The sequence below is a fragment of the Bacillus cereus group sp. MG9 genome, assembly GCF_040459995.1.
Lineage (GTDB): Bacteria > Bacillota > Bacilli > Bacillales > Bacillaceae_G > Bacillus_A > Bacillus_A mycoides.
Genome location: NZ_JARVHC010000001.1, coordinates 3,819,089 through 3,843,667, shown reverse-complemented (window position 1 = coordinate 3,843,667; position 24,579 = coordinate 3,819,089). Strand labels below are relative to the sequence as shown.

Sequence of the window (24,579 nt, the reverse complement as noted above, 5' to 3'; positions counted from 1 at the left end):
GAAGTATGAGCTTTTTAAAAAAATTAAAAGAAAAAATTTCAAAACAAACGGATACGGTAACAGAGAAGTTTAAACAAGGATTAGAAAAAACGAGAAATTCATTTGCTGATAAAGTAAATGACTTAGTGTACCGTTACCGCAAAATAGACGAAGATTTCTTTGAAGAATTAGAAGAAATTTTAATTAGTGCGGATGTCGGAGTTTCGACAGTGATGGAATTAATTGATCAGTTGAAAGAAGAAGTGCAACGTCGTAACATTCAAGATCCGAAAGAAGTACAGGCTGTTATTTCTGAAAAGCTAGTGGGCATTTACAAAGGTGACAGCGATTTTAGTAATGAAGTTAATATACAAGAGGATCAATTAACAGTAGTTTTATTTGTTGGTGTGAATGGTGTGGGGAAAACGACGACGATTGGTAAGCTTGCACATAAATTTAAATCAGAAGGTAAGTCTGTCCTATTGGCGGCAGGAGATACATTCCGTGCTGGGGCGATTGAGCAATTAGAAGTATGGGGCGATCGTGTTGGTGTAGAAGTAATTAAACAAGGGTCAGGATCTGATCCAGCGGCTGTTATGTATGATGCTGTACAAGCGGCAAAGGCCCGTAAAGTGGATGTATTGCTATGTGATACAGCGGGACGCTTACAAAATAAAGTAAACTTAATGAATGAGTTAGAGAAAGTGAAGCGCGTAATTGAGCGTGAAGTACCAGGGGCTCCTCATGAAGTATTACTTGTTATTGATGCAACAACAGGGCAAAATGGTTTAAGTCAAGCGAAAACATTCCGTGAAGCCACGAATGTTACTGGTATTGTTTTAACGAAGTTAGATGGAACTGCTAAAGGTGGTATCGTCTTAGCGATTCGTAACGAAATGGATGTTCCGGTGAAATTTGTTGGGCTAGGAGAGCAAATGGATGATCTGCAACAGTTTGATCCAGAACAATATGTTTATGGTTTGTTTGCGAACGTAGTAGAAACAGAAGAAGTGTAAGTGAAAGAAGCGGTATTTCCGCTTCTTTTTTTATAAAAATATGTGATGTTAAGAAAAAAACTTGACACTCTTTTATACTCCATGTAAACTAAGTCATGTAAAGGGAAATCACTTAACAAAGGATGATCCAACATGCTCGAGAAAACAACGAGAATGAACTATTTATTTGATTTTTATCAATCGTTGTTAACGCAAAAACAAAGAAGTTATATGTCGCTTTATTATCTAGATGATTTATCTCTTGGTGAAATTGCGGAAGAATTTGATGTAAGTCGCCAAGCCGTGTATGATAACATTAAACGGACTGAAGCGATGCTTGAAGAATATGAAGATAAATTAGTATTACTTCAAAAGTTTCAAGAGCGACAGCGACTTGTTGCAAAGCTAAAACAGCTAATCAGCGAAGAAGAGCATGTAAATGAAGAAATGAAACAAGTTGTTGAAGCTATCGAAAAATTAGATTAGGAGGGCGGCAATATGGCATTTGAAGGATTAGCCGACCGACTTCAACAGACAATGCAAAAAATCCGCGGCAAAGGAAAAGTTTCTGAAGCCGATGTAAAAGAAATGATGAGAGAAGTTCGTCTAGCTCTTTTAGAAGCGGATGTTAACTTTAAAGTAGTAAAAGATTTTATAAAGCGTGTGTCTGAGCGTGCTGTCGGACAAGATGTAATGAAAAGTTTGACACCTGGACAACAAGTAATTAAAATCGTACAGGAAGAACTTACAGAACTTATGGGCGGAGAGCAAAGCAAAATTGCTGTTGCTAATAAGCCACCTACTGTTATAATGATGGTTGGTCTGCAAGGTGCGGGTAAAACAACGACGACAGGTAAGCTTGCAAATTTGCTTCGTAAAAAGCATAATCGTAAACCGATGCTTGTTGCAGCGGATATTTACCGTCCAGCAGCGATTAAACAGCTTGAAACATTAGGGAAGCAATTGGACATGCCTGTTTTCTCCTTAGGAGATCAAGTAAGTCCGGTTGAAATTGCGAAACAAGCGATTGCGAAAGCGAAAGAAGATCATCACGATTACGTTTTAATCGATACAGCGGGTCGCCTGCATATTGATGAAGAACTAATGGGTGAATTAGCGAAAGTCAAAGAAGTTGCGAAACCGGATGAAATTTTCCTTGTTGTCGATGCGATGACAGGACAAGACGCGGTAAATGTAGCACAAAGTTTCCATGAACAGTTAGGATTAACAGGTGTTGTATTAACGAAATTAGATGGTGATACGCGCGGTGGTGCGGCATTATCTATTAAGGCTGTAACAAATACACCAATTAAATTTGCTGGTATGGGTGAAAAACTAGATGCAATTGAAGCGTTCCATCCAGAACGTATGGCATCCCGTATTTTAGGGATGGGCGACGTCTTAACATTAATTGAAAAAGCGCAAGCTACAGTTGATGAAGAGAAAGCAAAAGAACTTGAGCAAAAAATGCGTACGCTTTCGTTTACGCTTGACGATTTCCTAGAACAACTTGGACAAGTGCGTCAACTTGGACCGCTTGACGAATTGTTAGGAATGCTTCCTGGTGCAAATAAAATTAAAGGGCTGAAAAATGCACAAGTTGATGAAAAACAAATTGGGCATATTGAGGCAATTATTCGTTCTATGACTAAAGTAGAACGAGAACAACCGGAAATAATCAATGCTAGTCGTAAAAAGCGCATTGCCAAAGGTAGCGGTACAACGGTACAAGAAATCAATCGTCTAATCAAGCAATTTGATGATATGAAAAAAATGATGAAGACGATGACGGGAATGCAAAAAGGTAAGAAAAAAGGACTAGGTGGATTGAAGTTTCCATTCATGTAAGGAAAAAAGATGGCTCTGTTAAGAAAAAATACTTTACAAAGCAATAGTCTTTTTGCTAATATAATTATCTGTGTGAAATAAATTCGGAGGTGCTTTATAAATGGCAGTTAAAATTCGTTTAAAACGTATGGGAGCTAAAAAAACTCCTTTCTATCGTGTAGTTGTTGCAGATTCTCGTTCTCCTCGTGACGGACGTTTCATTGAGGAAATCGGTACTTACAATCCGGTTGCTCAACCAGCGGAAGTTAAGATCAACGAAGAAGCAGCATTAAAATGGTTAGGAAATGGTGCTAAACCATCTGATACAGTTCGTAACCTTTTCTCTAACCAAGGTATCATGGAGAAATTCCACTTATCTAAACAAGGTAAGTAATTGAGGCAATGACAATGAAAATGTTAGTCGAGACAATTGTTAAACCTCTTGTGGATCATCCTGGAGATGTAAAAGTTACACAGGAACTTTGCAACGGAGAAATAAAGTATCGATTAACTGTACATCCTGAGGATGTTGGAAAAGTCATTGGAAAGCAAGGGAAAGTTGCGAAAGCGATTAGAATGCTCTTGTATTCAGTGGGACATCATAATGATGAGAACGTCACACTGGAAATTCAATAAACGTAAAAAGGGCGAGGAGTTATTTCCTCTCCCTTTTTTAACATTTAAAGAGAAATTGCATGGTCCATATATAAAATGGAAATGCTTAATTTATATAGAAACCAGGGGTGACATACTATTTATGACAAAATGGTTTAATGTAGGGAAAATTGTAAATACTCATGGCGTAAAAGGAGAAATTCGTGTTATTTCTCGTACTGATTTTCCAGAAGAGCGATATAAAGTAGGGAACACGTTATACATATGGGATGAGAAAGGTACAGACTACCTTACAGTGAAGGTAACTTCTCATCGTCAACATAAGACATTTGATTTATTAACACTTGAAGGATACAACAATGTAGATGAAGTAGAGAAGTTAAAAGGTTCTTTAATAAAAGTACCAGAAGAGCAGTTAGGCGAACTAGCTGAAGGTGAATACTACTACCATGAAATTATTGGTTGCAACGTTGTAACGGAAGAAGGAGAAGCGTTAGGGACAATCAAAGAGATTCTATCTCCTGGTGCGAATGACGTTTGGGTGATTAAACGTCCAAAGGGTCAAGATTTGTTAATTCCTTATATTGATGACGTTGTACTTCAAGTTAACATTGAAAATAAATTAGTAACCATTCATGTAATGGAAGGGCTACTATAATGAAAATTGACATTTTAACATTGTTTCCAGATATGTTTACGGGTGTATTTGGTTCTTCAATTTTAAAGAAAGCACAAGAAAAAGAAGCGGTAGAGCTTCGTGTTGTCAATTTTCGTGAGTATACAACTAGTAAGCATAATAGTGTAGATGATTATCCGTATGGTGGGGGCGCTGGTATGGTATTAACCCCACAGCCTATCTTTGACGCAGTAGAAGAGTTAACGAAGGAAACAGACCGTAAGCCGAGAATCGTCTTAATGTGTCCACAAGGAGAGCGTTTCACGCAGAAGAAGGCAGAAGAGCTTGCTGGAGAAGAGCATGTTATTTTTGTATGTGGCCATTATGAAGGATACGATGAACGAATTCGTGAGCATCTTGTAACAGATGAGATTTCTATTGGGGATTACGTATTAACGGGTGGAGAATTGGCTTCTATGGTAGTCACTGACAGTGTTGTACGTCTTTTGCCAGGAGTGCTTGGGAATCAAACGTCACAAGTGGAAGACTCTTTTAGCACAGGTTTGTTAGAACACCCACATTATACACGTCCTGCTGATTTTCGTGGTATGAAGGTACCGGATGTACTAATGTCAGGAAATCATAAAAACATTGATGAATGGCGCCATAAAGAGTCACTACGTCGTACATACACACGTAGACCGGATTTACTGGAAGAACGAGAACTATCTAAGCAAGAAGAGAAATGGCTGGAACAGATTAAAGAAGACCGATAAGGGCTTGATATATTTTCTATTGCAACAGTCCTAGCAATATGCTATTATAACATTTGTGCTACTGAAATCAGTAGCCGTATTAACGATGTTCCGCTGTAATTTAATAAGACTTTATAAGAGCATCTGTTTAAAGGAGAGAATTTAATATGCAACAATTAATCACAGAAATCACAAAAGGCCAATTGAAAACTGACCTTCCTTCATTCCGTCCTGGAGACACTTTACGTGTACACGTAAAAGTAGTTGAGGGAACTCGTGAAAGAATTCAGCTTTTCGAAGGTGTTGTAATTAAACGTCGTGGTGGCGGAATCAGTGAAACATTCACAGTTCGTAAGATTTCTTACGGTGTAGGTGTTGAGCGTACATTCCCAGTTCACACGCCAAGAATCGCGAACATCGAAGTACTTCGCCGTGGTAAAGTACGTCGTGCTAAGTTATACTACTTACGTAACCTTCGCGGTAAAAAAGCACGTATTAAAGAAATTCGATAAGACATGTATGGGAGCTTGTAAATACACAAGCTCCCTTTTTCCAATCTATATGAAATTTTGGTATAATACGAGCAGCTTACATAACAGTGGAGGGGAAAGCATGAAGAAAGAGAAGAGCTCACTTTGGGAATGGATCAAAGCAATTTTGATTGCTGTTGTATTAGCGGGCGTAATTAGACAGTTTTTCTTTGCCCCAATTCTCGTAGACGGTGTATCGATGTCGCCGACTTTACATGACCGTGATCGAATGATTGTTAATAAAATTGGCTATCACATAGGTGATCCGAAACGCTTTGATATTATTGTATTCCGAGCGACGGAAGAAAAAGATTATATTAAGCGTATTATTGGCCTGCCAGGCGACGAAATCGAATACCGTAATGATAAACTATATGTTAACGGGAAACCTTATGAGGAGCCGTATTTAGATAAGCAGAAAAAACAACTTGCTGACGGACCGCTTACATATGATTTTACTCTTGAAGAAATGACAGGAAAGAAAACTGTTCCAGAAGGTCAATTATTTGTTTTAGGCGATAATCGTCGTTTTAGTAAAGATAGCCGTTCGATTGGTACAATTTCAATGGACCAAGTGATTGGTAAAGCAAATATGCTATATTGGCCGTTAAAAGATGCACGTATTGTGAAATAAAAGAAAAAGAAGGTGGCAACATGGTAATTCAATGGTTCCCAGGACATATGGCAAAGGCTAGACGCCAAGTAACAGAAAAATTAAAGTTAATTGATGTTGTAATTGAGCTTGTAGATGCTCGATTACCTTTATCTTCTCGTAATCCAATGATTGATGAAATTATTACACATAAACCAAGGCTTGTTGTTTTAAATAAAGCGGATATGGCGGATGATCGTCTTACAAAGCAGTGGATTGCATATTTTGATGAAAGAGGTCAAAAGGCAATTTCAATTAATGCGCAAGCTGGACAAGGTATGAAAGAAATTGCAGCAGCTTGTAAAGTTCTTGTCAAAGAAAAATTCGATAAAATGGTTGCTAAAGGCATTAGACCAAGAGCAATTCGTGCTTTAATTGTAGGTATTCCAAACGTTGGTAAATCTACACTGATTAATAAATTAGCGAAGAAGAATATAGCAAAAACAGGAGATCGTCCTGGTGTGACAACGGCCCAGCAGTGGATTAAAGTTGGGAAAGAAATGGAATTATTAGATACACCAGGTATTTTGTGGCCTAAATTTGAAGATGAATTAGTTGGTCTTCGTTTAGCGACGACTGGTGCAATTAAAGATTCTATATTAAATCTACAGGATGTAGCTATTTATGCGTTACGTTTTATGGAAAAACATTATCCGGAACGTTTAAAAGAGCGATATAATTTAAATGACATTCCAGAAGAAATTGTGGAGTTATTTGATGCAATTGGAAAAAATAGAGGTTGCTTAATGGGCGGCGGAATGATTGATTATGATAAAACATCTGAGCTTATACTTCGTGAGCTTCGTGGTGGAAGATTAGGAAAAATGACATTTGAAACACCAGAAGAGTTTGCAGAGCAGGTAGAAGATGCGGAAAAAGTAGAAGAAGTATAAGACGTGCGTTTGTACGTCTTTTCTTTTTGGTTACGTTTAAAAGGAGTGTAAATAGATGCAAAAAATGACTATTCATGAAGCGGAATGTTTGCTGCAAGAAATTATGAATGAAGAAGACGAGCGTTTTCAAATGTTAGTGAAAGATGAGCGAAAAGGTGTTCAAAAACTAATTTTGAAGTGGTATAAACAAAAAGAGTTAGCGCAAAAAGAAAGAGAAAAATTTCTAGAAATGTCAAAGTACGAAAATGAGTTACGTGAAAAAGGGCTCACATACATTGCTGGTATTGATGAAGTGGGTCGTGGGCCGTTAGCAGGACCGGTTGTGACGGCGGCAGTCGTCCTTCCGGAAGATTTTTATATTCCAGGATTAAATGACTCGAAAAAATTAAGTGAAGCGAAACGTGAGCGTTTTTATGATGAAATTAAAGATCATGCAATTGCGATTGGAGTTGGAATTATATCACCACAAGTTATTGATGAAATAAATATTTATCAAGCGACGAAGCAAGCGATGTTAGATGCCGTTGCTAATTTATCATGTACACCAGAATATTTATTAATCGATGCGATGAAGCTTCCTACATCAATTCCGCAAACATCAATCATTAAAGGTGATGCGAAAAGTGTCTCTATTTCAGCTGCATCTATTATTGCGAAAGTGACGAGAGATCGCATGATGAAAGAGTTAGGAGGAAAGTATCCTGCATATGGATTCGAACAACATATGGGATATGGGACGAAACAGCATTTAGAAGCGATTGAAGTACATGGAGTATTAGAAGAACATCGAAAATCATTCGCGCCAATTAAAGATATGATTCAAAAATAAGCTGTATATTCACAGCTTATTTTTTATTTTGGTATATAAACATTATTATTTTCGAAAAAGAATAAAGCGATTTCAGTTTTCTGACACTTTATTGTAGACAGCGTGCCAATCATCTTATACAATGGCAATGTAATGTTTTTTAAACATTAAAAAACTTTTCGAGTAAAACAGGAAAACAGGGGAGGATGGGACCATGAATATCCATGAGTACCAAGGTAAGGCAGTCCTTAGAAGCTATGGGGTTAGCGTTCCGAACGGGAAGGTTGCATTTACAGTAGAAGAAGCTGTAGAAGCAGCGAAAGAATTAGGAACGGAAGTATGTGTAGTTAAAGCGCAAATTCACGCTGGTGGACGCGGCAAAGCTGGCGGTGTAAAAGTTGCGAAAAATTTAGAAGAAGTTCGTACATATGCAGAAAGCATTTTAGGAACTACACTTGTGACGCATCAAACAGGTCCTGAAGGTAAGGAAGTAAAACGCTTACTTATCGAAGAAGGTTGCGATATTAAAAAAGAATATTATGTAGGTCTTGTATTAGATCGTGCAACTTCTCAAGTTGTTTTAATGGCATCTGAAGAAGGTGGAACAGAAATTGAAGAAGTAGCAGAAAAAACGCCTGAAAAAATCTTTAAAGAATATATTGATCCAGCAGTAGGTTTACAAGGTTTCCAAGCGCGTAGAATCGCGTTTAACATCAATATTCCAAAAGAACTTGTAGGACAAGCTGTGAAGTTTATGATGGGCTTATACAGTGCGTTTATCGAAAAAGATTGCTCTATCGCTGAGATTAATCCACTTGTTACAACAGGTGACGGTAAAGTTATGGCGTTAGATGCAAAATTAAACTTTGATTCTAATGCGTTATATCGCAATAAAGATATTTTAGAACTTCGTGATCTTGAAGAAGAAGATTCAAAAGAAATTGAAGCTTCTAAATATGACTTAAACTACATTCCTTTAGATGGAAATATCGGTTGTATGGTTAATGGTGCAGGTTTAGCAATGGCTACAATGGATATCATTAAACATTACCATGGTGACCCAGCTAACTTCTTAGATGTTGGTGGCGGCGCAACAGCTGAAAAAGTTACAGAAGCATTCAAAATTATCCTTTCTGACAAAAATGTAAAAGGTATCTTCGTTAACATTTTTGGTGGCATTATGAAGTGTGATGTTATCGCAGAAGGTGTTATTGAAGCGACGAAGCAGGTAGGCCTTGAGTTGCCTTTAGTTGTACGTCTTGAAGGTACAAACGTAGAGCTAGGAAAGAAAATTTTAAATGAGTCTGGTTTAAATATTGTTGCAGCAGAATCTATGGCAGACGGTGCACAAAAAATTGTTTCACTAGTGGGCTAATAGAAAGCGGGGGAGAAAAATGAGCGTATTAGTTAATAAAGATACAAAAGTTATTGTTCAAGGTATTACAGGTTCTCAAGGGTTATTCCATACAAAGCAAATGATTGAATACGGTACGAAAATTGTAGGTGGTGTAACACCAGGTAAAGGTGGCACTGATATTGAAGGCGTACCAGTATTTGATACAGTAGAAGATGCTGTGAAAGCAACAGGCGCAAACGCTTCAGTTGTATACGTTCCACCCGCTTTTGCGGCTGATGCAATTATGGAAGCTGTTGATGCAAAGGTTGATTTAGTAGTATGTATTACTGAAGGAATCCCTGTATTAGATATGGTAAATGTAAAGAGATATATGGCGGGTAAACATACACGTTTACTTGGACCAAACTGCCCTGGTGTCATTACACCTGACGAATGTAAAATTGGTATTATGCCAGGATATATTCACAAAAAAGGTCATGTTGGTATCGTATCTCGCTCTGGTACATTAACGTATGAAGCTGTACATCAGTTAACGCAAGAAGGTATTGGCCAATCTACTGCTGTAGGTATCGGGGGAGACCCTGTTAACGGTACGGACTTTATTGATGCGTTAAAAGCATTTAATGAAGATGAAGAAACGCATGCTGTAATTATGATTGGTGAAATCGGCGGTACGGCAGAAGAAGAAGCAGCAGAATGGGTACAAGCTAATATGACAAAACCAGTTGTAGGCTTCATTGGTGGTCAAACAGCGCCTGAAGGCAAACGTATGGGTCATGCTGGGGCGATCATTTCTGGCGGCAAAGGAACTGCTGCTGAAAAGATTAAAACAATGGAAGCTTGTGGTATTAAAGTAGCGGAAACACCAGCTGTTATGGGTGAAACATTAATCTCTGTTTTAAAAGAAAAGGGATTATTTGAGACTTGTAAAAACTACTAATCTTTTTGAAAGACACCTTCTTATTAGAGGGTGTCTTTTTACACATTTTTTGTTTACATAATAAAAATTATGGGTAAGGAGAATTGAGATGAAAAGAGAACGTTTATTGCACCTTCATTACATGTTGGCGGATCATTGGAAGGCGATGGAGAGACTACTATATGTTGATCCAGAACTGAAGGGAATATACACTTTTAGTCCGAAACAATTTGAATATTACGCTGGAATATCCTCGAAAAAATCTTTAGAACTAGTAAATTTTCTTCAAATTTCAAATCTCCAACAATATGTATCCCAGTTAGAAAAAAAGAGAATATTTTATATAACAATATGGGATAAGGACTATCCACAATTACTGCGAGAAATACAAGATCCCCCTTTTGTTTTATACGGAAAAGGAGAAAGAGATTTTCTAAATAAAGTAAATAAATTAGCGATTGTTGGAACGAGAGAACCGTCTTTATATGGAAAGGAGAGTATGAAGTTTATTTTACAACCTTTACTTGAAAAAGAATGGCTTATTGTTAGTGGGTTTGCAAGAGGGATAGATACAATTGCTCATGAAGTTACAGTAAGGCAGCATTGCCCGACCATTGCAATATTAGGACATGGATTATCTTATATGTATCCAAAGGAGAATAGAGGTTTATATGACACGTGGAAAGATTATATATTGTTATTGACAGAGTATCCGCCCCATTATGTGCCGAAAAAATGGTATTTCCCAAAAAGAAATCGAATTATTAGCGGTATAAGTAAAGGTGTTTTAGTTGTAGAAGCAAAAACGAGAAGTGGATCCCTTATTACTGCAGACCTTGCGCTAGAACAAAATAGAGAGGTGTTTGCGCTTCCTGGACCTATATTTATAGAGAGTGCAGCGGGAACGAATCATCTAATTCAACAAGGCGCAAAGCTAGTAAGAAATGCGGAGGATATCCTTGAAGAAATTTTAAATTAACCATATATTTTTATGTTTTTATTAAACAATTATTGACAAATGGTAGATTGTCGCTGTATGGTATATTCATTCTTGATTGACAAAAACAAGAGAAATCAATAAGATTGATGAAGACTTGAATCCACCTCTTAAGGAGGCACTAGCATGTCAGATTACCTCGTAATCGTGGAGTCGCCTTCTAAGGCGAAGACCATTGAAAAATATTTAGGGAAAAAATACAAAGTCGTCGCGTCCATGGGACATGTCCGCGATTTACCTAAAAGCCAAATGGGGATAGAAGTAAAGAATAACTTCACCCCGAAGTATATTACCATTCGTGGTAAGGGTCCCGTTTTAAAAGATTTAAAATCAGCGGCAAAAAAAGCAAAGAAAGTCTATCTCGCGGCCGATCCGGATCGTGAAGGAGAAGCAATTGCTTGGCATTTAGCAAATACGTTAAATGTGGACGTTGAATCAGATTGCCGAGTTGTATTTAATGAGATTACAAAAGATGCAATAAAAGAATCATTTAAATATCCTCGTGCAATTAATATGGATTTAGTAGATGCACAACAGGCAAGGCGTATACTCGATCGTCTTGTTGGTTACAATATTAGTCCTTTATTATGGAAGAAAGTAAAAAAAGGATTAAGTGCAGGACGCGTACAATCTGTAGCAGTTCGTTTAATCATCGAACGTGAAAAAGAAATTCAAAGTTTTGAACCTGAAGAATTCTGGACAATTAAAACAGAATTTGTGAAAGGGAAAGACACATTTGAAGCAAGCTTTTACGGTGTAGATGGTGAAAAAGTTCAATTAACGAACGAAGCACAAGTGAACGAAATAATCGAAAAGATGAAAGACAATGCGTTTTCGGTTGAAAATGTAACGCGAAAAGAGCGAAAGCGTAACCCTGCATTACCGTTTACAACATCTTCCTTGCAACAAGAGGCAGCGCGTAAGTTAAATATGCGAGCAAAGAAAACAATGATGCTTGCACAGCAGCTGTATGAAGGGATAGATCTTGGAAAACAAGGGACTGTAGGTCTTATTACGTATATGAGAACTGATTCAACACGTATCTCAGAAACAGCTCAAACAGAGGCTCGTGATTACATTACTGAGGCGTTTGGTGCGGAATACATAGGAACAGAGAAGAGGAAAGAAACGAAAAAGTCGAAAGCACAAGATGCGCATGAGGCGATTCGTCCTACTTCGGTAATGAGAAAGCCAGAGGAACTAAAAAGTTTCTTAAGTCGTGATCAACTCCGTTTGTATAAACTGATTTGGGAGCGATTTGTTGCAAGTCAAATGGCATCTGCTATAATGGATACTGTTACAGCGAAACTCATTAATAACAATGTTCAGTTCCGTGCAAGTGGATCAGTTGTAAAGTTCCCAGGATTTATGAAAGTGTACGTAGAGTCGAAAGATGATGGTGCGGAAGAAAAGGATAAGATGTTGCCACCGTTAGAAGTAGGTGAAACTGTATTTTCAAAAGATATAGAACCAAAGCAACATTACACACAGCCTCCGCCGCGTTACACAGAGGCTCGTCTAGTAAGAACACTTGAAGAGCTTGGAATTGGGAGACCGTCTACTTATGTACCGACACTTGAAACAATCCAAAAACGAGGATACGTTGCTTTAGATAATAAACGCTTCGTTCCGACTGAGCTTGGTGGAATAGTAATCGAACTTATTTTAGAGTTTTTCCCAGAAATTATTAACATTGAATTTACTGCCAATATGGAGCAAAGCCTTGATGAAGTAGAAGAAGGAAATGCAAATTGGGTGAAAATTGTTGATGATTTCTACGTAGGATTTGAACCGCGCTTAGAAAAAGCGGAAAAAGAAATGCGTGAAGTGGAAATTAAAGATGAACCAGCTGGGGAAGACTGTGAATTATGTAGTCACCCGATGGTCTTTAAAATGGGTAAATATGGGAAGTTTATGGCTTGTTCAAATTTCCCGGAATGTCGTAATACAAAACCGATTGTAAAAGAAATCGGTGTTACTTGTCCGAAGTGTGATAAAGGGCAAATTATTGAACGCCGTAGTAATAAAAAGAAACGCCTTTTCTACGGATGCGGTACGTATCCAGAATGTGACTTTGTATCTTGGGATAAGCCGATTGGTCGTAAATGTCCGAAGTGTGAAGGTATGCTCGTAGAGAAAAAGTTAAAAAAAGGCGTGCAAGTACAATGTATTTCGTGTGATTATGAAGAAGAACAACAAATGTGAGCGTAACTGCTCACATTTTTTTCGGGAAGAAAAGGAAAGGTGATATATATGACAACACAAGTAGTAAACGTCATTGGCGCAGGTCTTGCAGGAAGCGAAGCAGCTTACCAAATTGCAAAGCGTGGTGTCCAAGTAAAATTATATGAAATGAGACCAGTAAGGCAAACACCAGCTCATCATACAGATAAATTTGCTGAATTAGTATGTAGTAACTCACTTCGCGCAAACACATTGACAAATGCTGTTGGTGTTATTAAAGAAGAAATGCGTCTAATGGATTCTGTCATTATTCGTGCAGCTGATGAGTGCTCTGTACCAGCAGGAGGTGCTTTAGCTGTAGACCGTCATGAATTCGCGGCGAAAGTGACTGAATATGTGAAAAATCATCCGAACGTAACTGTAATGAATGAGGAAATCACTGAAATTCCAGAGGGACCAACTGTTATCGCGACAGGTCCACTTACGTCTCCGGATCTTTCTGCACAATTAAAAAAACTAACAGGTGAAGATTATTTTTATTTCTATGATGCTGCAGCGCCAATCGTTGAGAAAGACAGCATTGACATGAATAAAGTATATTTAAAATCCCGTTATGATAAAGGTGAAGCGGCATATTTAAACTGTCCAATGACAGAAGAAGAGTTTGATCGTTTTTATGAGGCTTTAATTGCTGCTGAGACAGTGCCTTTAAAAGAATTTGAAAAAGAAATTTTCTTTGAAGGTTGTATGCCAGTAGAAGTTATGGCAAGTAGAGGAAGACAGACGTTAGTATTTGGACCGATGAAGCCTGTTGGGTTAGAAGATCCGAAAACAGGGAAAACACCGTATGCGGTTGTTCAGTTACGTCAAGATGATGCAGCAGGAACATTATATAATATTGTAGGCTTCCAAACACATTTAAAGTGGGGGCCACAAAAAGAAGTGTTACAGCTAATTCCAGGACTAGAAAACGCAGAGATTGTACGTTATGGTGTAATGCATCGTAATACGTTTATTAATTCGCCTAATTTACTTCGTCCAACATATCAATATAAACAACGTGATGATTTATTCTTCGCTGGTCAAATGACTGGTGTAGAGGGTTATGTTGAATCAGCAGCATCAGGATTATTAGCGGGTATTAACGCTGCTCGACTTGTAAAAGGTGAAGAGCCAGTTGTATTACCACCTGTAACTGCAATGGGAAGTATGGCAAATTATATTACTGCGACAAATGCGAAAAACTTCCAGCCAATGAATGCAAACTTCGGTTTATTTACACCGTTAGAGAAGAAAATTAAAAAGAAACAAGAGCGAAATGAAGCATATGCTACACGCGCTTTGGAAACAATTCAAAATTTTGTAAATATTTAATTAAATTTCTTGCAAAGGCTACTAAGTTGTGATACGATTTAGTAGCCTTTATTGAGGTGAATTATATGGATGTGAATGTGAAGAAATTGTTACAATTATTCGTTGGTTATTTACAAATTGAAAGAAATTATTCAAAATATACAATTGCAAGTTATCAAAATGATTTAGAACATTTTGTGCAATTTATGGAGCGAGAAGGCATATCCTCTTTTTTAGATGTTACATACGCGGATGTTCGTTTATACTTGACGACGTTGCACGATCAGAAGTTAGCCCGTAAATCTGTCGCAAGGAAAGTATCAAGCTTACGAAGTTTATATCGTTTTTTGATGCGTGAAGGTTATCAAAAAGATAATCCGTTTGCACTTACGTCACTTCCCAAGAAAGAATTGTCAATCCCAAAGTTTTTATATGCTGAAGAGTTAGAGGAATTGTTTGAAGTTTCTGATACAGGGGCACCATTAGGTCAAAGGAATCAAGCTTTATTAGAGTTGATGTATGCAACTGGGATTCGTGTAAGCGAATGCGTTAATTTGCAACTTACCGACATTGACTTTGCAGTGGGAACAATTTTAGTGATGGGAAAAGGGAAAAAACAAAGATATATTCCGTTCGGAAGCTATGCACAAGATGCTTTAATTACTTATATAGAGAACGGGAGAAAACAGTTAGCTCAAAAGACTGAAGAACAATCTCATATGGTATTTTTAAATGCGAAAGGTAAGCCGTTAACAGATCAGGGTGTACGTTATGTTTTGAACGAACTCATTAAGAAAGCTTCACTTACAATGCGGATAAGTCCCCATATGTTAAGGCATACATTTGCTACACATATGTTGGATGAAGGAGCGGATTTACGTACTGTGCAGGAGCTATTAGGTCATGAGAATTTGTCAACCACACAAATTTATACGCATGTCTCTAAAGAAAGATTGCGTTCTGTGTACATGAAGCATCACCCGCGGGCATAAATTGCTTTTAAGGCTATAAAAACATATAAAGGAGTTTTTTCTATGGGAAATTTCCACGCTACAACGATATTTGCAGTTCATCATAATGGAGAATGTGCAATGGCTGGAGATGGTCAGGTAACGATGGGAAATGCTGTTGTAATGAAACATACAGCTCGCAAAGTTCGCAAACTTTTCCAAGGGAAAGTTTTAGCTGGTTTTGCAGGATCAGTTGCTGATGCATTTACTCTTTTTGAAATGTTTGAAGGAAAATTAGAAGAGTATAATGGCAACTTGCAGCGCGCTGCAGTTGAGATGGCGAAACAATGGCGTGGTGATAAAATGCTACGTCAGCTAGAAGCAATGCTCATTGTCATGGATAAAACAACGATGCTCCTTGTTTCAGGTACAGGAGAAGTGATTGAACCAGATGATGGTATTTTAGCAATTGGTTCAGGCGGACATTATGCACTTGCTGCTGGTCGTGCTTTAAAGCAACATGCAAGTGAACATTTAACAGCGAAACAAATTGCGAAGGCCAGTTTAGAAATTGCAGGCGATATTTGTGTTTATACGAACCACAACATAATTGTTGAAGAATTGTAGAATCGTAAGGGAGGCATTTTATATGCATTTACATTTTACTCCGCGTCAAATTGTGGAAAAATTAGATCAATACATCATCGGTCAAAAAGATGCAAAGAAAGCGGTTGCTGTAGCTCTACGAAATCGATACCGTCGCAGTAAATTAGTTGAAAATTTACGTGATGAAATTGCACCTAAAAACATTTTAATGATTGGACCGACAGGTGTTGGTAAAACAGAGGTAGCACGGCGAATGGCGAAACTCGTTGGAGCACCTTTTATTAAGGTTGAAGCGACGAAATTTACAGAAGTTGGATATGTGGGTCGAGATGTAGAGTCGATGGTCCGTGACCTTGTTGAAACGTCTGTTCGCATTGTGAAAGAGGAAATGGTAGTTAAAGTTCAAGATAAAGCAGAAGAGCAAGCGAATCAACGTCTTGTTGAAATTTTAGTGCCGAGTCCGGAGAAGCAATCTGGATTTAAAAATCCATTAGAAATGCTTTTTGGTGGTAATCAAAATTCAAACCAAACATCTGATGCACAGGAAGATGATGAAATCGAAAAGAAACGTCAAGATGTGGAAAGAAAGCTTGCGGCAGGCCTTCTTGAAGATGAAGTGATATCGATTGAAGTGACGGAACAACAGTCTTCTATGTTTGATATGTTGCAAGGAACTGGCATGGAGCAAATGGGAATGAATTTCCAAGATGCACTAGGAAGTATCATGCCGAAAAAAACGAAAAAACGTAAACTTTCTGTAAAAGAAGCAAGAAAACTCTTGACAAATGAAGAGGCACAGCGCTTAATTGATATGGATGAAGTTACACAAGAGGCTGTTTATCGTGCTGAACAGCTCGGGATTATTTTTATCGATGAAATTGACAAAATTGCTGGTAAGCAGTCGAATAGCGTAGATGTATCGCGTGAAGGTGTGCAACGTGACATTTTACCGATTGTAGAAGGATCGAATGTAGCAACGAAATACGGATCAGTAAAAACCGATTATATTTTATTTGTTGCAGCTGGAGCGTTCCATATGTCTAAACCGTCGGATTTAATTCCGGAATTGCAAGGGAGATTTCCGATTCGAGTAGAATTAACAAAATTATCGGCGGATGATTTTGTTAAAATATTAATCGAGCCTGACAATGCGCTAATTAAACAGTACACGGCGTTATTAGCGACTGAAGGTATAGAAATTGAATTTTCAGACGAAGCTATTCGTAAGATTGCTGAGATTGCTTATCAAGTTAATCAGGATACAGATAATATTGGAGCGAGAAGACTTCATACTGTTATGGAGAAGCTCCTTGAAGATTTATCGTTTGAGGCATCTGAAATTACGTTAGAGAAAATAACGATAACACCTCAATATGTTGAGGAAAAATTAGCGACAATAGCTAAAAATAAAGATGTGAGCCAGTTTATTTTGTAATAGTGTCATCAGGTGACTCGCCCTAGTTTCCAAGTGATGAAAAAATATGTAAGTAACATGTAGGAGGAAATTTTGAAATGGAATTATTAGCAAAAACGAGAAAATTAAATGCGTTATTACAGAGCGCAGCAGGAAAGCCTGTAAACTTTAGAGAGATGTCTGACACAATGTGTGAAGTAATTGAAGCGAACGTGTTCGTTGTAAGTCGTCGCGGTAAATTATTAGGATATGCGATTCACCAACAAATCGAAAACGAACGTATGAAGCACATGCTTGCAGAGCGTCAATTCCCAGAAGAGTATACGCAAAGTTTATTCAATGTTACAGAAACATCTTCAAATTTAGGTGTGGATAGTGACTACACAGCATTCCCAGTAGAAAATAGAGAATTATTCGGTCAAGGTTTAACTACAATCGTACCAATCGTTGGTGGCGGTGAGCGTCTAGGTACACTAGTATTAGCTCGTCTTGGTCAAGAGTTCTTAGACGATGATTTAATTCTTGCTGAATACAGCTCAACTGTTGTAGGTATGGAAATCTTACGTGAAAAAGCAGAAGAAATCGAAGAGGAAGCACGTAGTAAAGCTGTTGTTCAAATGGCGATTAGCTCATTATCTTACAGTGAGTTAGAAGCAATCGAGCATATCTTCGAAGAATTAAATGGAACAGAAGGTTTACTTGTTGCAAGTAAAATTGCTGATCGCGTAGGAATTACTCGTTCGGTAATCGTAAATGCACTACGTAAATTAGAAAGTGCTGGTGTTATTGAGTCTCGCTCTTTAGGTATGAAAGGAACATACATTAAAGTGCTAAACGACAAGTTTCTACAGGAACTTGCTAAATTAAAAACAAACTAATTTATAAAAAAACTCTCCTCGCTTGAGGAGAGTTTTTTGTTTTTTTTAAGTGAATGATTTTGCTTACGTAAGGCGTCATGACAACATTCATTAGAAAACTATTAATTAACCTTCAATTCCTTGCTTAAAGGAATTGAAGGTTGGTAATACTAGGATTTGAGCGTGAAAAAAAGAAAGTTTTACATTGTTCGCATTTTCGACTTGATTGTAATATTTCAGTATGATATAGTAAGCAGTGGTGTCAGTACAAAGTACACACGTTTACTGATTTAAGTGTTGGTGCTACGTTCGTAGTTTCGCTTAGAGATGAAGTAAACGGAGGATATCAAAAAAACCATTTAGGAGGAACTAAATTATGTCAGTAATTTCTATGAAACAATTGCTTGAAGCTGGTGTTCATTTCGGACATCAAACTCGTCGTTGGAACCCAAAAATGAAGCGTTACATCTTCACAGAGCGTAACGGTATCTACATCATCGACTTACAAAAAACTGTGAAAAAAGTTGAGGAAGCTTACAGAACGATGCGTGACATCGCTGCTGAAGGTGGAGACATTTTATTCGTAGGTACTAAAAAACAAGCACAAGAAGCTATTAAAGAAGAAGCAACTCGTGCTGGTATGTACTTCGTTAACCAACGTTGGTTAGGTGGAACTTTAACAAACTTCCAAACAATCCAAAAGCGTATCAAGCGTCTTAAAGATATCGAAAGAATGCAAGAAGATGGTACTTTCGAAGTACTTCCTAAGAAAGAAGTTGTTCAACTTAAAAAAGAGTTAGAGCGTCTTGAGAAATTCTTAGGCGGTATTAAAGATATGAAAGGTCTTCCAAGTGCATTATTCATAGTAGACCCTCGTAAAGAGCGTATTGCAGTTGCTGAAGCACGCAAATTACACATTCCAATCATCGGTATCGTTGATACAAACTGTGATCCGGACGAAATCGATCACGTTATTCCAGCAAACGATGATGCAATTCGTGCTGTAAAACTTCTTACATCTAAAATGGCAGACGCGATCCTTGAAACAAAACAAGGTGAAGAAACTGTTACTGCGTAACAAATTTGGAAAGGTGATAAGGGGTTCGGCCTTTTATCACCTTTTTTAAGGTATAAACACCTTTATAAAAGGTATAAATACATATTTTAGGAGGATGAAAAATATGGCAATCACTGCACAAATGGTAAAAGAACTTCGCGAAAAAACTGGCGCAGGTATGATGGACTGCAAAAAAGCTTTAACAGAAACTAACGGCGACATGGAGAAAGCAATTGACTTCTTACGTGAAAAAGGTATTGCGAAAGCTGCTAAAAAAGCAGACCGCATCGCTGCTGAAGGTTTAACTTTCATCGAAACAAACGGTAACGAAGGTTTAATCTTAGAATTAAACTCTGAGACTGATTTCGTTGCGAAAAACGAAGGTTTCCAAGCGTTAATTAAAGAATTAGCTGCTCACTTATTAGCTAACAAACCTGCTAACGTTGAAGAAGCTATGGCTCAAACAATCGAAGGCGGCAAAACAGTAGAAGAGCACATCAACGAAGCAATCGCTAAAATTGGTGAAAAACTTACACTTCGTCGTTTCGAAATCGTATCAAAAACTGATGCTGATGCATTCGGCGCTTACCTACACATGGGTGGACGTATTGGTGTATTAACAGTTCTTGAAGGTTCTACTGACGAAGCAGCTGCTAAAGATGTAGCAATGCACATCGCAGCAGTTAACCCTAAATACATCGACCGCGATGCTGTAACAGCTGAAGAAGTTGAGCATGAGCGTCAAGTATTAACACAACAAGCTTTAAACGAAGGCAAGCCTGAAAAAATCGTTGCGAAAATGGTAGAAGGCCGTCTTGGCAAATTCTTTGAAGAGATTTGCTTACTTGACCAAACATTCGTTAAGAATCCTGACATGAAAGTTCGTCAATTCGTTGAGTCTAAAGGCGGAACATTAAAAGGATTCGTTCGCTACGCTGTTGGTGAAGGTATCGAAAAACGCGAAGACAACTTTGCTGAAGAAGTAATGAACCAAGTAAAAGGTAACAACTAATACAGATTAGGGAACACATTGTGTTCCCTTTTTTAAAATAAAGATGTAAGCAATTGGAGGTTCATTATGAGTAAACCGAAATATAATCGTGTCGTTTTAAAGCTGAGCGGAGAAGCTTTAGCTGGCGAGCAAGGATTTGGAATTAACCCAGCTGTTATTAAGTCAGTTGCGGAACAAGTGAAAGAAATTGCAGAACTTGATGTAGAGGTTGCTGTTGTTGTTGGTGGCGGTAACATTTGGCGTGGGAAAATTGGAAGTGAAATGGGCATGGATCGTGCAGGAGCAGATTACATGGGCATGTTAGCAACAGTTATGAATTCATTAGCTCTTCAAGATAGCTTAGAGAATATTGGAATTCAAACTCGCGTACAAACTTCAATTGAGATGCGTCAAGTGGCAGAGCCTTACATTCGTCGTAAAGCAATTCGTCACTTAGAGAAAAAACGTGTTGTTATCTTTGCTGCAGGTACAGGTAACCCATACTTCTCTACAGATACAACAGCAGCATTACGTGCAGCTGAAATCGAAGCGGACGTTATTTTAATGGCGAAAAATAATGTGGATGGCGTATATAGTGCAGATCCATCTATTGACCCAACAGCTACGAAATACGAAACACTTACTTACTTAGATGTATTAAAAGCAGGTTTAGGTGTAATGGATTCTACAGCTTCTTCTTTATGTATGGATAATGATATTTCATTAATTGTATTCTCGGTTATGGAAAAAGGTAACATTAAACGTGCCGTTTTAGGCGAAAATATTGGAACAGTTGTAAGGGGGAAATAAATTATGGGACAACAAGTATTGAAGTCTTCAAATGAAAAAATGGAAAAAGCAGTTGCTGCTTATTCTCGTGAATTAGCAACAGTTCGCGCTGGTCGTGCAAGCTCGTCTGTATTAGATAAGGTACAAGTTGATTACTATGGTGCACCAACACCAGTTGTGCAATTAGCGAACATTACAGTTCCAGAAGCACGTTTGCTTGTAATTCAACCTTATGATAAAACTTCTATCGGTGATATTGAAAAAGCAATTTTAAAAGCAGATTTAGGCTTAAACCCTTCTAATGATGGAACTGTAATTCGTATTGCATTCCCTGCATTAACAGAAGAGCGTCGTCGCGATCTTGTAAAAGTTGTGAAGAAATATGCTGAGGAAGCAAAAGTTGCTGTTCGTAACGTACGTCGTGACAGTAATGATGACCTTAAGAAGCTTGAAAAAGCTGGCGACATTACAGAAGATGATTTAAGAGGATATACTGAAGATATCCAAAAAGAAACAGATAAATATATTGCAAAAGTTGACGAAATCGCAAAAAACAAAGAAAAAGAAATTATGGAAGTGTAATAGCGATAATTTCGCAAATATGACCCTCTTCTTAAGGGGGTCTTTTTACACTTTTAGGCATACGTCTGCTTGTTGGAGGGTATGAATGATGTTTAAAAAGTTTCCTTTTTTTAAAAGTAAAAAGGTCACATCGTTTGATCATCTCATTGAAAAAGTGAAAAAAGGATATATCCCAGAACATATTGCTATTATTATGGATGGTAATGGAAGATGGGCAAAGAGAAGAGCCATGCCTCGCATTGCTGGTCATCATGAAGGTATGCAAGTTGTGAAGAAAATCACAAAATTTGCAAGTAAGCTTGATGTGAAAGTATTAACTCTTTATGCTTTTTCGACTGAGAACTGGAAAAGACCGAAAAAAGAAGTTGATTATTTGATGAAGCTTCCAGAAGAATTTTTAGGTTCATTTTTACCAGAGTTGATTGAAGAAAACGTACAAGTCCGAGTAATAGGGCAAAAAGATCGTCTTCCTACGCATACGCGCAGAGCGATGGAAAAAGCCATGGAAGATACGAAAGAGAATACGGGATTAATTCTTAATTTCGCGTTAAACTATGGAAGTCGAGATGAAATCGTTTCTGCTGTGCAACATATGATGAAAGATAGTGAGGAAGGAAAAATTCGTTCGGAAGAAATAAGTGAAGAAAAGATTTCTTCTTACTTAATGACGAGTTCTTTACCTGATCCAGAGTTGTTAATCCGTACAAGCGGAGAGCTACGTATTAGTAATTTCATGTTATGGCAAATTGCTTATTCGGAATTTTGGTTTACAGATGTGTATTGGCCAGATTTTACCGAGGAACATTTGCTAAATGCGATTACAGACTTTCAACATAGAGGGCGCAGATTCGGAGGCGTGTAGAAAGAGAGGGTTTGGTAGTGAAACAGAGAATTATTACTGGAGTGATTGCTGCCGCGCTATTCATTCCCATCGTAATTTACGGTGGCGTGCCTTTTACAGTTTTAGTGTATGCACTTGCTTCTATAGGTTTATATGAATTAATTCGTATGAACAAGCTTACGCTTATTTCGGTACCAACAGTTTTAGCTGCAGTATTATTGTGGATTATTTTAATTCCGAGTAGTGCATCAGAACTGTTTACGTGGATTGGGTTAGGTAAATTAGAAATCACATTTGTGATTGTTTTATTACTTTTATCATATACAGTCCTTTCTAAGAATACATTTACTTTTGACAATGCTTCATTTTTACTTATGGCAACGACATATGTTGGAATGGGATTCTTATATTTAAATGAAACGAGAATATTAGGAATCAAATATGTGTTCTGTGCACTATTTGTCATATGGGCAACTGATTCAGGTGCATATTTCATAGGGAAAGCATTTGGAAAAAGAAAATTATGGCCAGAAATTAGTCCGAATAAAACGATTGAAGGTTCATTAGGCGGTATTGTTTGTGGAATTGTTGTTGCACTTGTTTACAATATGTTCTTCCCAGTTGAAGCGAATGTAGGAGTTTTAATCGTTCTGACGATTATCATTTCTATTTTTGGACAAATTGGTGATTTAGTGCAATCTGCATTTAAACGCCATTATGGTGTAAAGGATTCAGGTACAATTTTACCTGGACATGGTGGTATTTTAGATCGAACAGATAGTTGGTTATTTGTGTTACCAATTCTATACTTCTTATTACAATACAATTAATAAATGAACGAGGGGTTGGAGTCATGAAAAACATTAGTTTACTAGGTGCAAGCGGATCAATCGGTACACAAACATTAGATGTGTTACGCTCGCACCCAGACCAATTCCGTCTCGTTGCTTTTTCTGTAGGGAAAAATGTTGATTATGCAGTAAAGGTAATTCAAGAATTTTCCCCGCAAATTGTCTCTGTGCAAAGAGAGGAAGATGTTTTAAAATTACAAGCTGTTTCTGGTAATACAAAAGTAGTATATGGTAGCGAAGGCTTATTAGAAGTAGCGCTGCACCCAGATACAGAAATTGTAGTGAATGCTGTTGTAGGTAGCGTAGGGTTGTTACCGACACTCCGCGCAATTGAGGCGAAAAAAACAATTGGAATTGCAAATAAAGAAACGTTAGTAACTGCAGGGCATCTTGTAATGGAAGCAGCACGAAAACATAATGTATCGTTACTTCCAGTAGACAGTGAACATTCAGCTATTTTTCAATGCTTGAATGGTGAAAATGAAAAAAGAATCTCTCGCTTAATTATAACTGCTTCAGGCGGAAGTTTTCGTGATAAAACGAGAGATGAATTGCATCAAGTGACCGTAGAAGATGCACTTCGTCATCCAAACTGGTCAATGGGTTCGAAAATTACAATTGATTCTGCTACAATGATGAATAAGGGGCTAGAAGTAATTGAAGCACACTGGCTTTTTGGTATCCCTTATGAGCAAATCGATGTTGTTCTACATAAAGAAAGTATTATTCATTCTATGGTTGAATTTGAAGATCGTAGTGTAATGGCACAGCTTGGCTCACCTGATATGCGAGTACCGATTCAATACGCGCTTACATATCCTGATAGATTGCCTCTTTCAGACACGAAACAGTTAAATTTATGGGAAATGGGAACATTGCATTTTGAGAAAATGAATCAAGAGCGTTTCCGTTGTCTACGTTTTGCGTATGAAGCTGGAAAGACAGGTGGAAGTATGCCGGCTGTAATGAACGCGGCAAATGAAGTAGCTGTTGAAGCTTTTTTACAAAAGAGAATTGGTTTCTTAACAGTGGAAGACCTCATTGAAAAAGCAATGCACCATCACACTGTCATTGCACGTCCGAGCTTAGAGGAAATTCAGGAAATTGACGCAGCCACAAGACGGTTTGTGATGGAACAAATTTAGCAAAGGTGGTTATGGA

Annotated in this window: 27 protein-coding genes; all 27 read left to right on the top strand. The window is 37.8% G+C overall.

Translation table 11 applies throughout. The features are described from left to right. The first annotated feature begins 5 nt into the window (after positions 1-5). A complete protein-coding gene (gene ftsY, locus QCI77_RS19595; protein WP_002088200.1) occupies positions 6-995 on the top strand; it encodes a signal recognition particle-docking protein FtsY in 990 nt (329 codons plus the stop codon). A gap of 132 nt (positions 996-1,127) precedes the next feature. Beyond that, a complete protein-coding gene (locus QCI77_RS19590; protein ID WP_000891061.1) occupies positions 1,128-1,460 on the top strand; it encodes a putative DNA-binding protein in 333 nt (110 codons plus the stop codon). Positions 1,461-1,472: 12 nt separating this feature from the next. Next, on the top strand, positions 1,473-2,822 hold the full coding sequence (ffh, locus tag QCI77_RS19585) for a signal recognition particle protein (protein ID WP_002014519.1): 1,350 nt from the start codon (positions 1,473-1,475) through the stop codon (positions 2,820-2,822). 100 nt (positions 2,823-2,922) lie between these two features. Further along, positions 2,923-3,195 carry a 30S ribosomal protein S16 gene (gene rpsP / locus QCI77_RS19580; RefSeq protein WP_000268750.1) on the top strand — a complete coding sequence of 91 codons (273 nt, stop codon included), beginning with the start codon at positions 2,923-2,925 and terminating at the stop codon, positions 3,193-3,195. Between the two features lie 14 nt (positions 3,196-3,209). After that, a complete protein-coding gene (locus QCI77_RS19575; RefSeq protein ID WP_002088196.1) occupies positions 3,210-3,437 on the top strand; it encodes a KH domain-containing protein in 228 nt (75 codons plus the stop codon). A 121-nt stretch (positions 3,438-3,558) separates the two neighbouring features. Beyond that, complete coding sequence (gene rimM / locus QCI77_RS19570; RefSeq protein WP_002014521.1) at positions 3,559-4,074, top strand: ribosome maturation factor RimM; 516 nt, start codon at positions 3,559-3,561, stop codon at positions 4,072-4,074. After that, the gene (trmD, locus tag QCI77_RS19565) at positions 4,074-4,808 is read left to right on the top strand and encodes a tRNA (guanosine(37)-N1)-methyltransferase TrmD (protein WP_002014522.1); all 735 of its coding nucleotides are present in this window, start codon (positions 4,074-4,076) and stop codon (positions 4,806-4,808) included. The genes rimM and trmD overlap by 1 nt, the downstream gene beginning before the upstream one ends. A gap of 146 nt (positions 4,809-4,954) precedes the next feature. After that, positions 4,955-5,299: a 50S ribosomal protein L19 gene (gene rplS / locus QCI77_RS19560; RefSeq protein WP_002014524.1), complete on the top strand. Its 345-nt coding sequence runs from the start codon at positions 4,955-4,957 to the stop codon at positions 5,297-5,299. Positions 5,300-5,399: 100 nt separating this feature from the next. Continuing rightward, the gene (lepB, locus tag QCI77_RS19555; RefSeq protein ID WP_002066791.1) at positions 5,400-5,951 is read left to right on the top strand and encodes a signal peptidase I; all 552 of its coding nucleotides are present in this window, start codon (positions 5,400-5,402) and stop codon (positions 5,949-5,951) included. Between the two features lie 20 nt (positions 5,952-5,971). Beyond that, the gene (gene ylqF / locus QCI77_RS19550; protein ID WP_002014526.1) at positions 5,972-6,862 is read left to right on the top strand and encodes a ribosome biogenesis GTPase YlqF; all 891 of its coding nucleotides are present in this window, start codon (positions 5,972-5,974) and stop codon (positions 6,860-6,862) included. 55 nt (positions 6,863-6,917) lie between these two features. Continuing rightward, a complete protein-coding gene (locus QCI77_RS19545; RefSeq protein WP_002142917.1) occupies positions 6,918-7,691 on the top strand; it encodes a ribonuclease HII in 774 nt (257 codons plus the stop codon). A 193-nt stretch (positions 7,692-7,884) separates the two neighbouring features. Continuing rightward, entirely contained in the window at positions 7,885-9,045 is a 1,161-nt protein-coding gene (sucC, locus tag QCI77_RS19540) for an ADP-forming succinate--CoA ligase subunit beta (RefSeq protein WP_002014529.1), read from the top strand. A 19-nt stretch (positions 9,046-9,064) separates the two neighbouring features. Further along, a complete protein-coding gene (sucD, locus tag QCI77_RS19535) occupies positions 9,065-9,967 on the top strand; it encodes a succinate--CoA ligase subunit alpha (protein ID WP_002033796.1) in 903 nt (300 codons plus the stop codon). Between the two features lie 88 nt (positions 9,968-10,055). Continuing rightward, positions 10,056-10,925: a DNA-processing protein DprA gene (gene dprA / locus QCI77_RS19530; RefSeq protein ID WP_002014531.1), complete on the top strand. Its 870-nt coding sequence runs from the start codon at positions 10,056-10,058 to the stop codon at positions 10,923-10,925. A 144-nt stretch (positions 10,926-11,069) separates the two neighbouring features. Then, complete coding sequence (gene topA, locus QCI77_RS19525) at positions 11,070-13,148, top strand: type I DNA topoisomerase (protein WP_002088184.1); 2,079 nt, start codon at positions 11,070-11,072, stop codon at positions 13,146-13,148. Positions 13,149-13,196: 48 nt separating this feature from the next. Next, positions 13,197-14,501, top strand: a complete 1,305-nt coding sequence (gene trmFO, locus QCI77_RS19520) for an FADH(2)-oxidizing methylenetetrahydrofolate--tRNA-(uracil(54)-C(5))-methyltransferase TrmFO (protein ID WP_002014534.1) — start codon at positions 13,197-13,199, stop codon at positions 14,499-14,501. 71 nt (positions 14,502-14,572) lie between these two features. Further along, positions 14,573-15,472 carry a tyrosine recombinase XerC gene (gene xerC, locus QCI77_RS19515; RefSeq protein ID WP_353825788.1) on the top strand — a complete coding sequence of 300 codons (900 nt, stop codon included), beginning with the start codon at positions 14,573-14,575 and terminating at the stop codon, positions 15,470-15,472. Positions 15,473-15,514: 42 nt separating this feature from the next. Next, the gene (gene hslV, locus QCI77_RS19510; RefSeq protein ID WP_002014538.1) at positions 15,515-16,057 is read left to right on the top strand and encodes an ATP-dependent protease proteolytic subunit HslV; all 543 of its coding nucleotides are present in this window, start codon (positions 15,515-15,517) and stop codon (positions 16,055-16,057) included. Between the two features lie 22 nt (positions 16,058-16,079). Continuing rightward, a complete protein-coding gene (gene hslU / locus QCI77_RS19505; RefSeq protein WP_002014539.1) occupies positions 16,080-17,471 on the top strand; it encodes an ATP-dependent protease ATPase subunit HslU in 1,392 nt (463 codons plus the stop codon). Positions 17,472-17,548: 77 nt separating this feature from the next. Continuing rightward, complete coding sequence (gene codY, locus QCI77_RS19500) at positions 17,549-18,328, top strand: GTP-sensing pleiotropic transcriptional regulator CodY (protein WP_002014541.1); 780 nt, start codon at positions 17,549-17,551, stop codon at positions 18,326-18,328. Positions 18,329-18,683: 355 nt separating this feature from the next. After that, on the top strand, positions 18,684-19,385 hold the full coding sequence (gene rpsB, locus QCI77_RS19495) for a 30S ribosomal protein S2 (RefSeq protein ID WP_002088178.1): 702 nt from the start codon (positions 18,684-18,686) through the stop codon (positions 19,383-19,385). A 103-nt stretch (positions 19,386-19,488) separates the two neighbouring features. After that, positions 19,489-20,376 (top strand): translation elongation factor Ts, encoded by an 888-nt coding sequence (tsf, locus tag QCI77_RS19490; protein WP_002088177.1) that lies wholly within the window; start codon positions 19,489-19,491, stop codon positions 20,374-20,376. 66 nt (positions 20,377-20,442) lie between these two features. Next, the gene (gene pyrH, locus QCI77_RS19485) at positions 20,443-21,165 is read left to right on the top strand and encodes a UMP kinase (protein WP_002014544.1); all 723 of its coding nucleotides are present in this window, start codon (positions 20,443-20,445) and stop codon (positions 21,163-21,165) included. Between the two features lie 3 nt (positions 21,166-21,168). After that, positions 21,169-21,726 carry a ribosome recycling factor gene (gene frr / locus QCI77_RS19480; protein ID WP_000531506.1) on the top strand — a complete coding sequence of 186 codons (558 nt, stop codon included), beginning with the start codon at positions 21,169-21,171 and terminating at the stop codon, positions 21,724-21,726. Between the two features lie 85 nt (positions 21,727-21,811). Further along, positions 21,812-22,588 (top strand): undecaprenyl pyrophosphate synthase, encoded by a 777-nt coding sequence (locus QCI77_RS19475; RefSeq protein ID WP_002088173.1) that lies wholly within the window; start codon positions 21,812-21,814, stop codon positions 22,586-22,588. Between the two features lie 17 nt (positions 22,589-22,605). Beyond that, positions 22,606-23,397, top strand: a complete 792-nt coding sequence (gene cdsA / locus QCI77_RS19470) for a phosphatidate cytidylyltransferase (RefSeq protein WP_002088171.1) — start codon at positions 22,606-22,608, stop codon at positions 23,395-23,397. Positions 23,398-23,420: 23 nt separating this feature from the next. Continuing rightward, entirely contained in the window at positions 23,421-24,563 is a 1,143-nt protein-coding gene (dxr, locus tag QCI77_RS19465; RefSeq protein WP_002014547.1) for a 1-deoxy-D-xylulose-5-phosphate reductoisomerase, read from the top strand. The last annotated feature ends 16 nt before the right edge of the window (positions 24,564-24,579 follow it).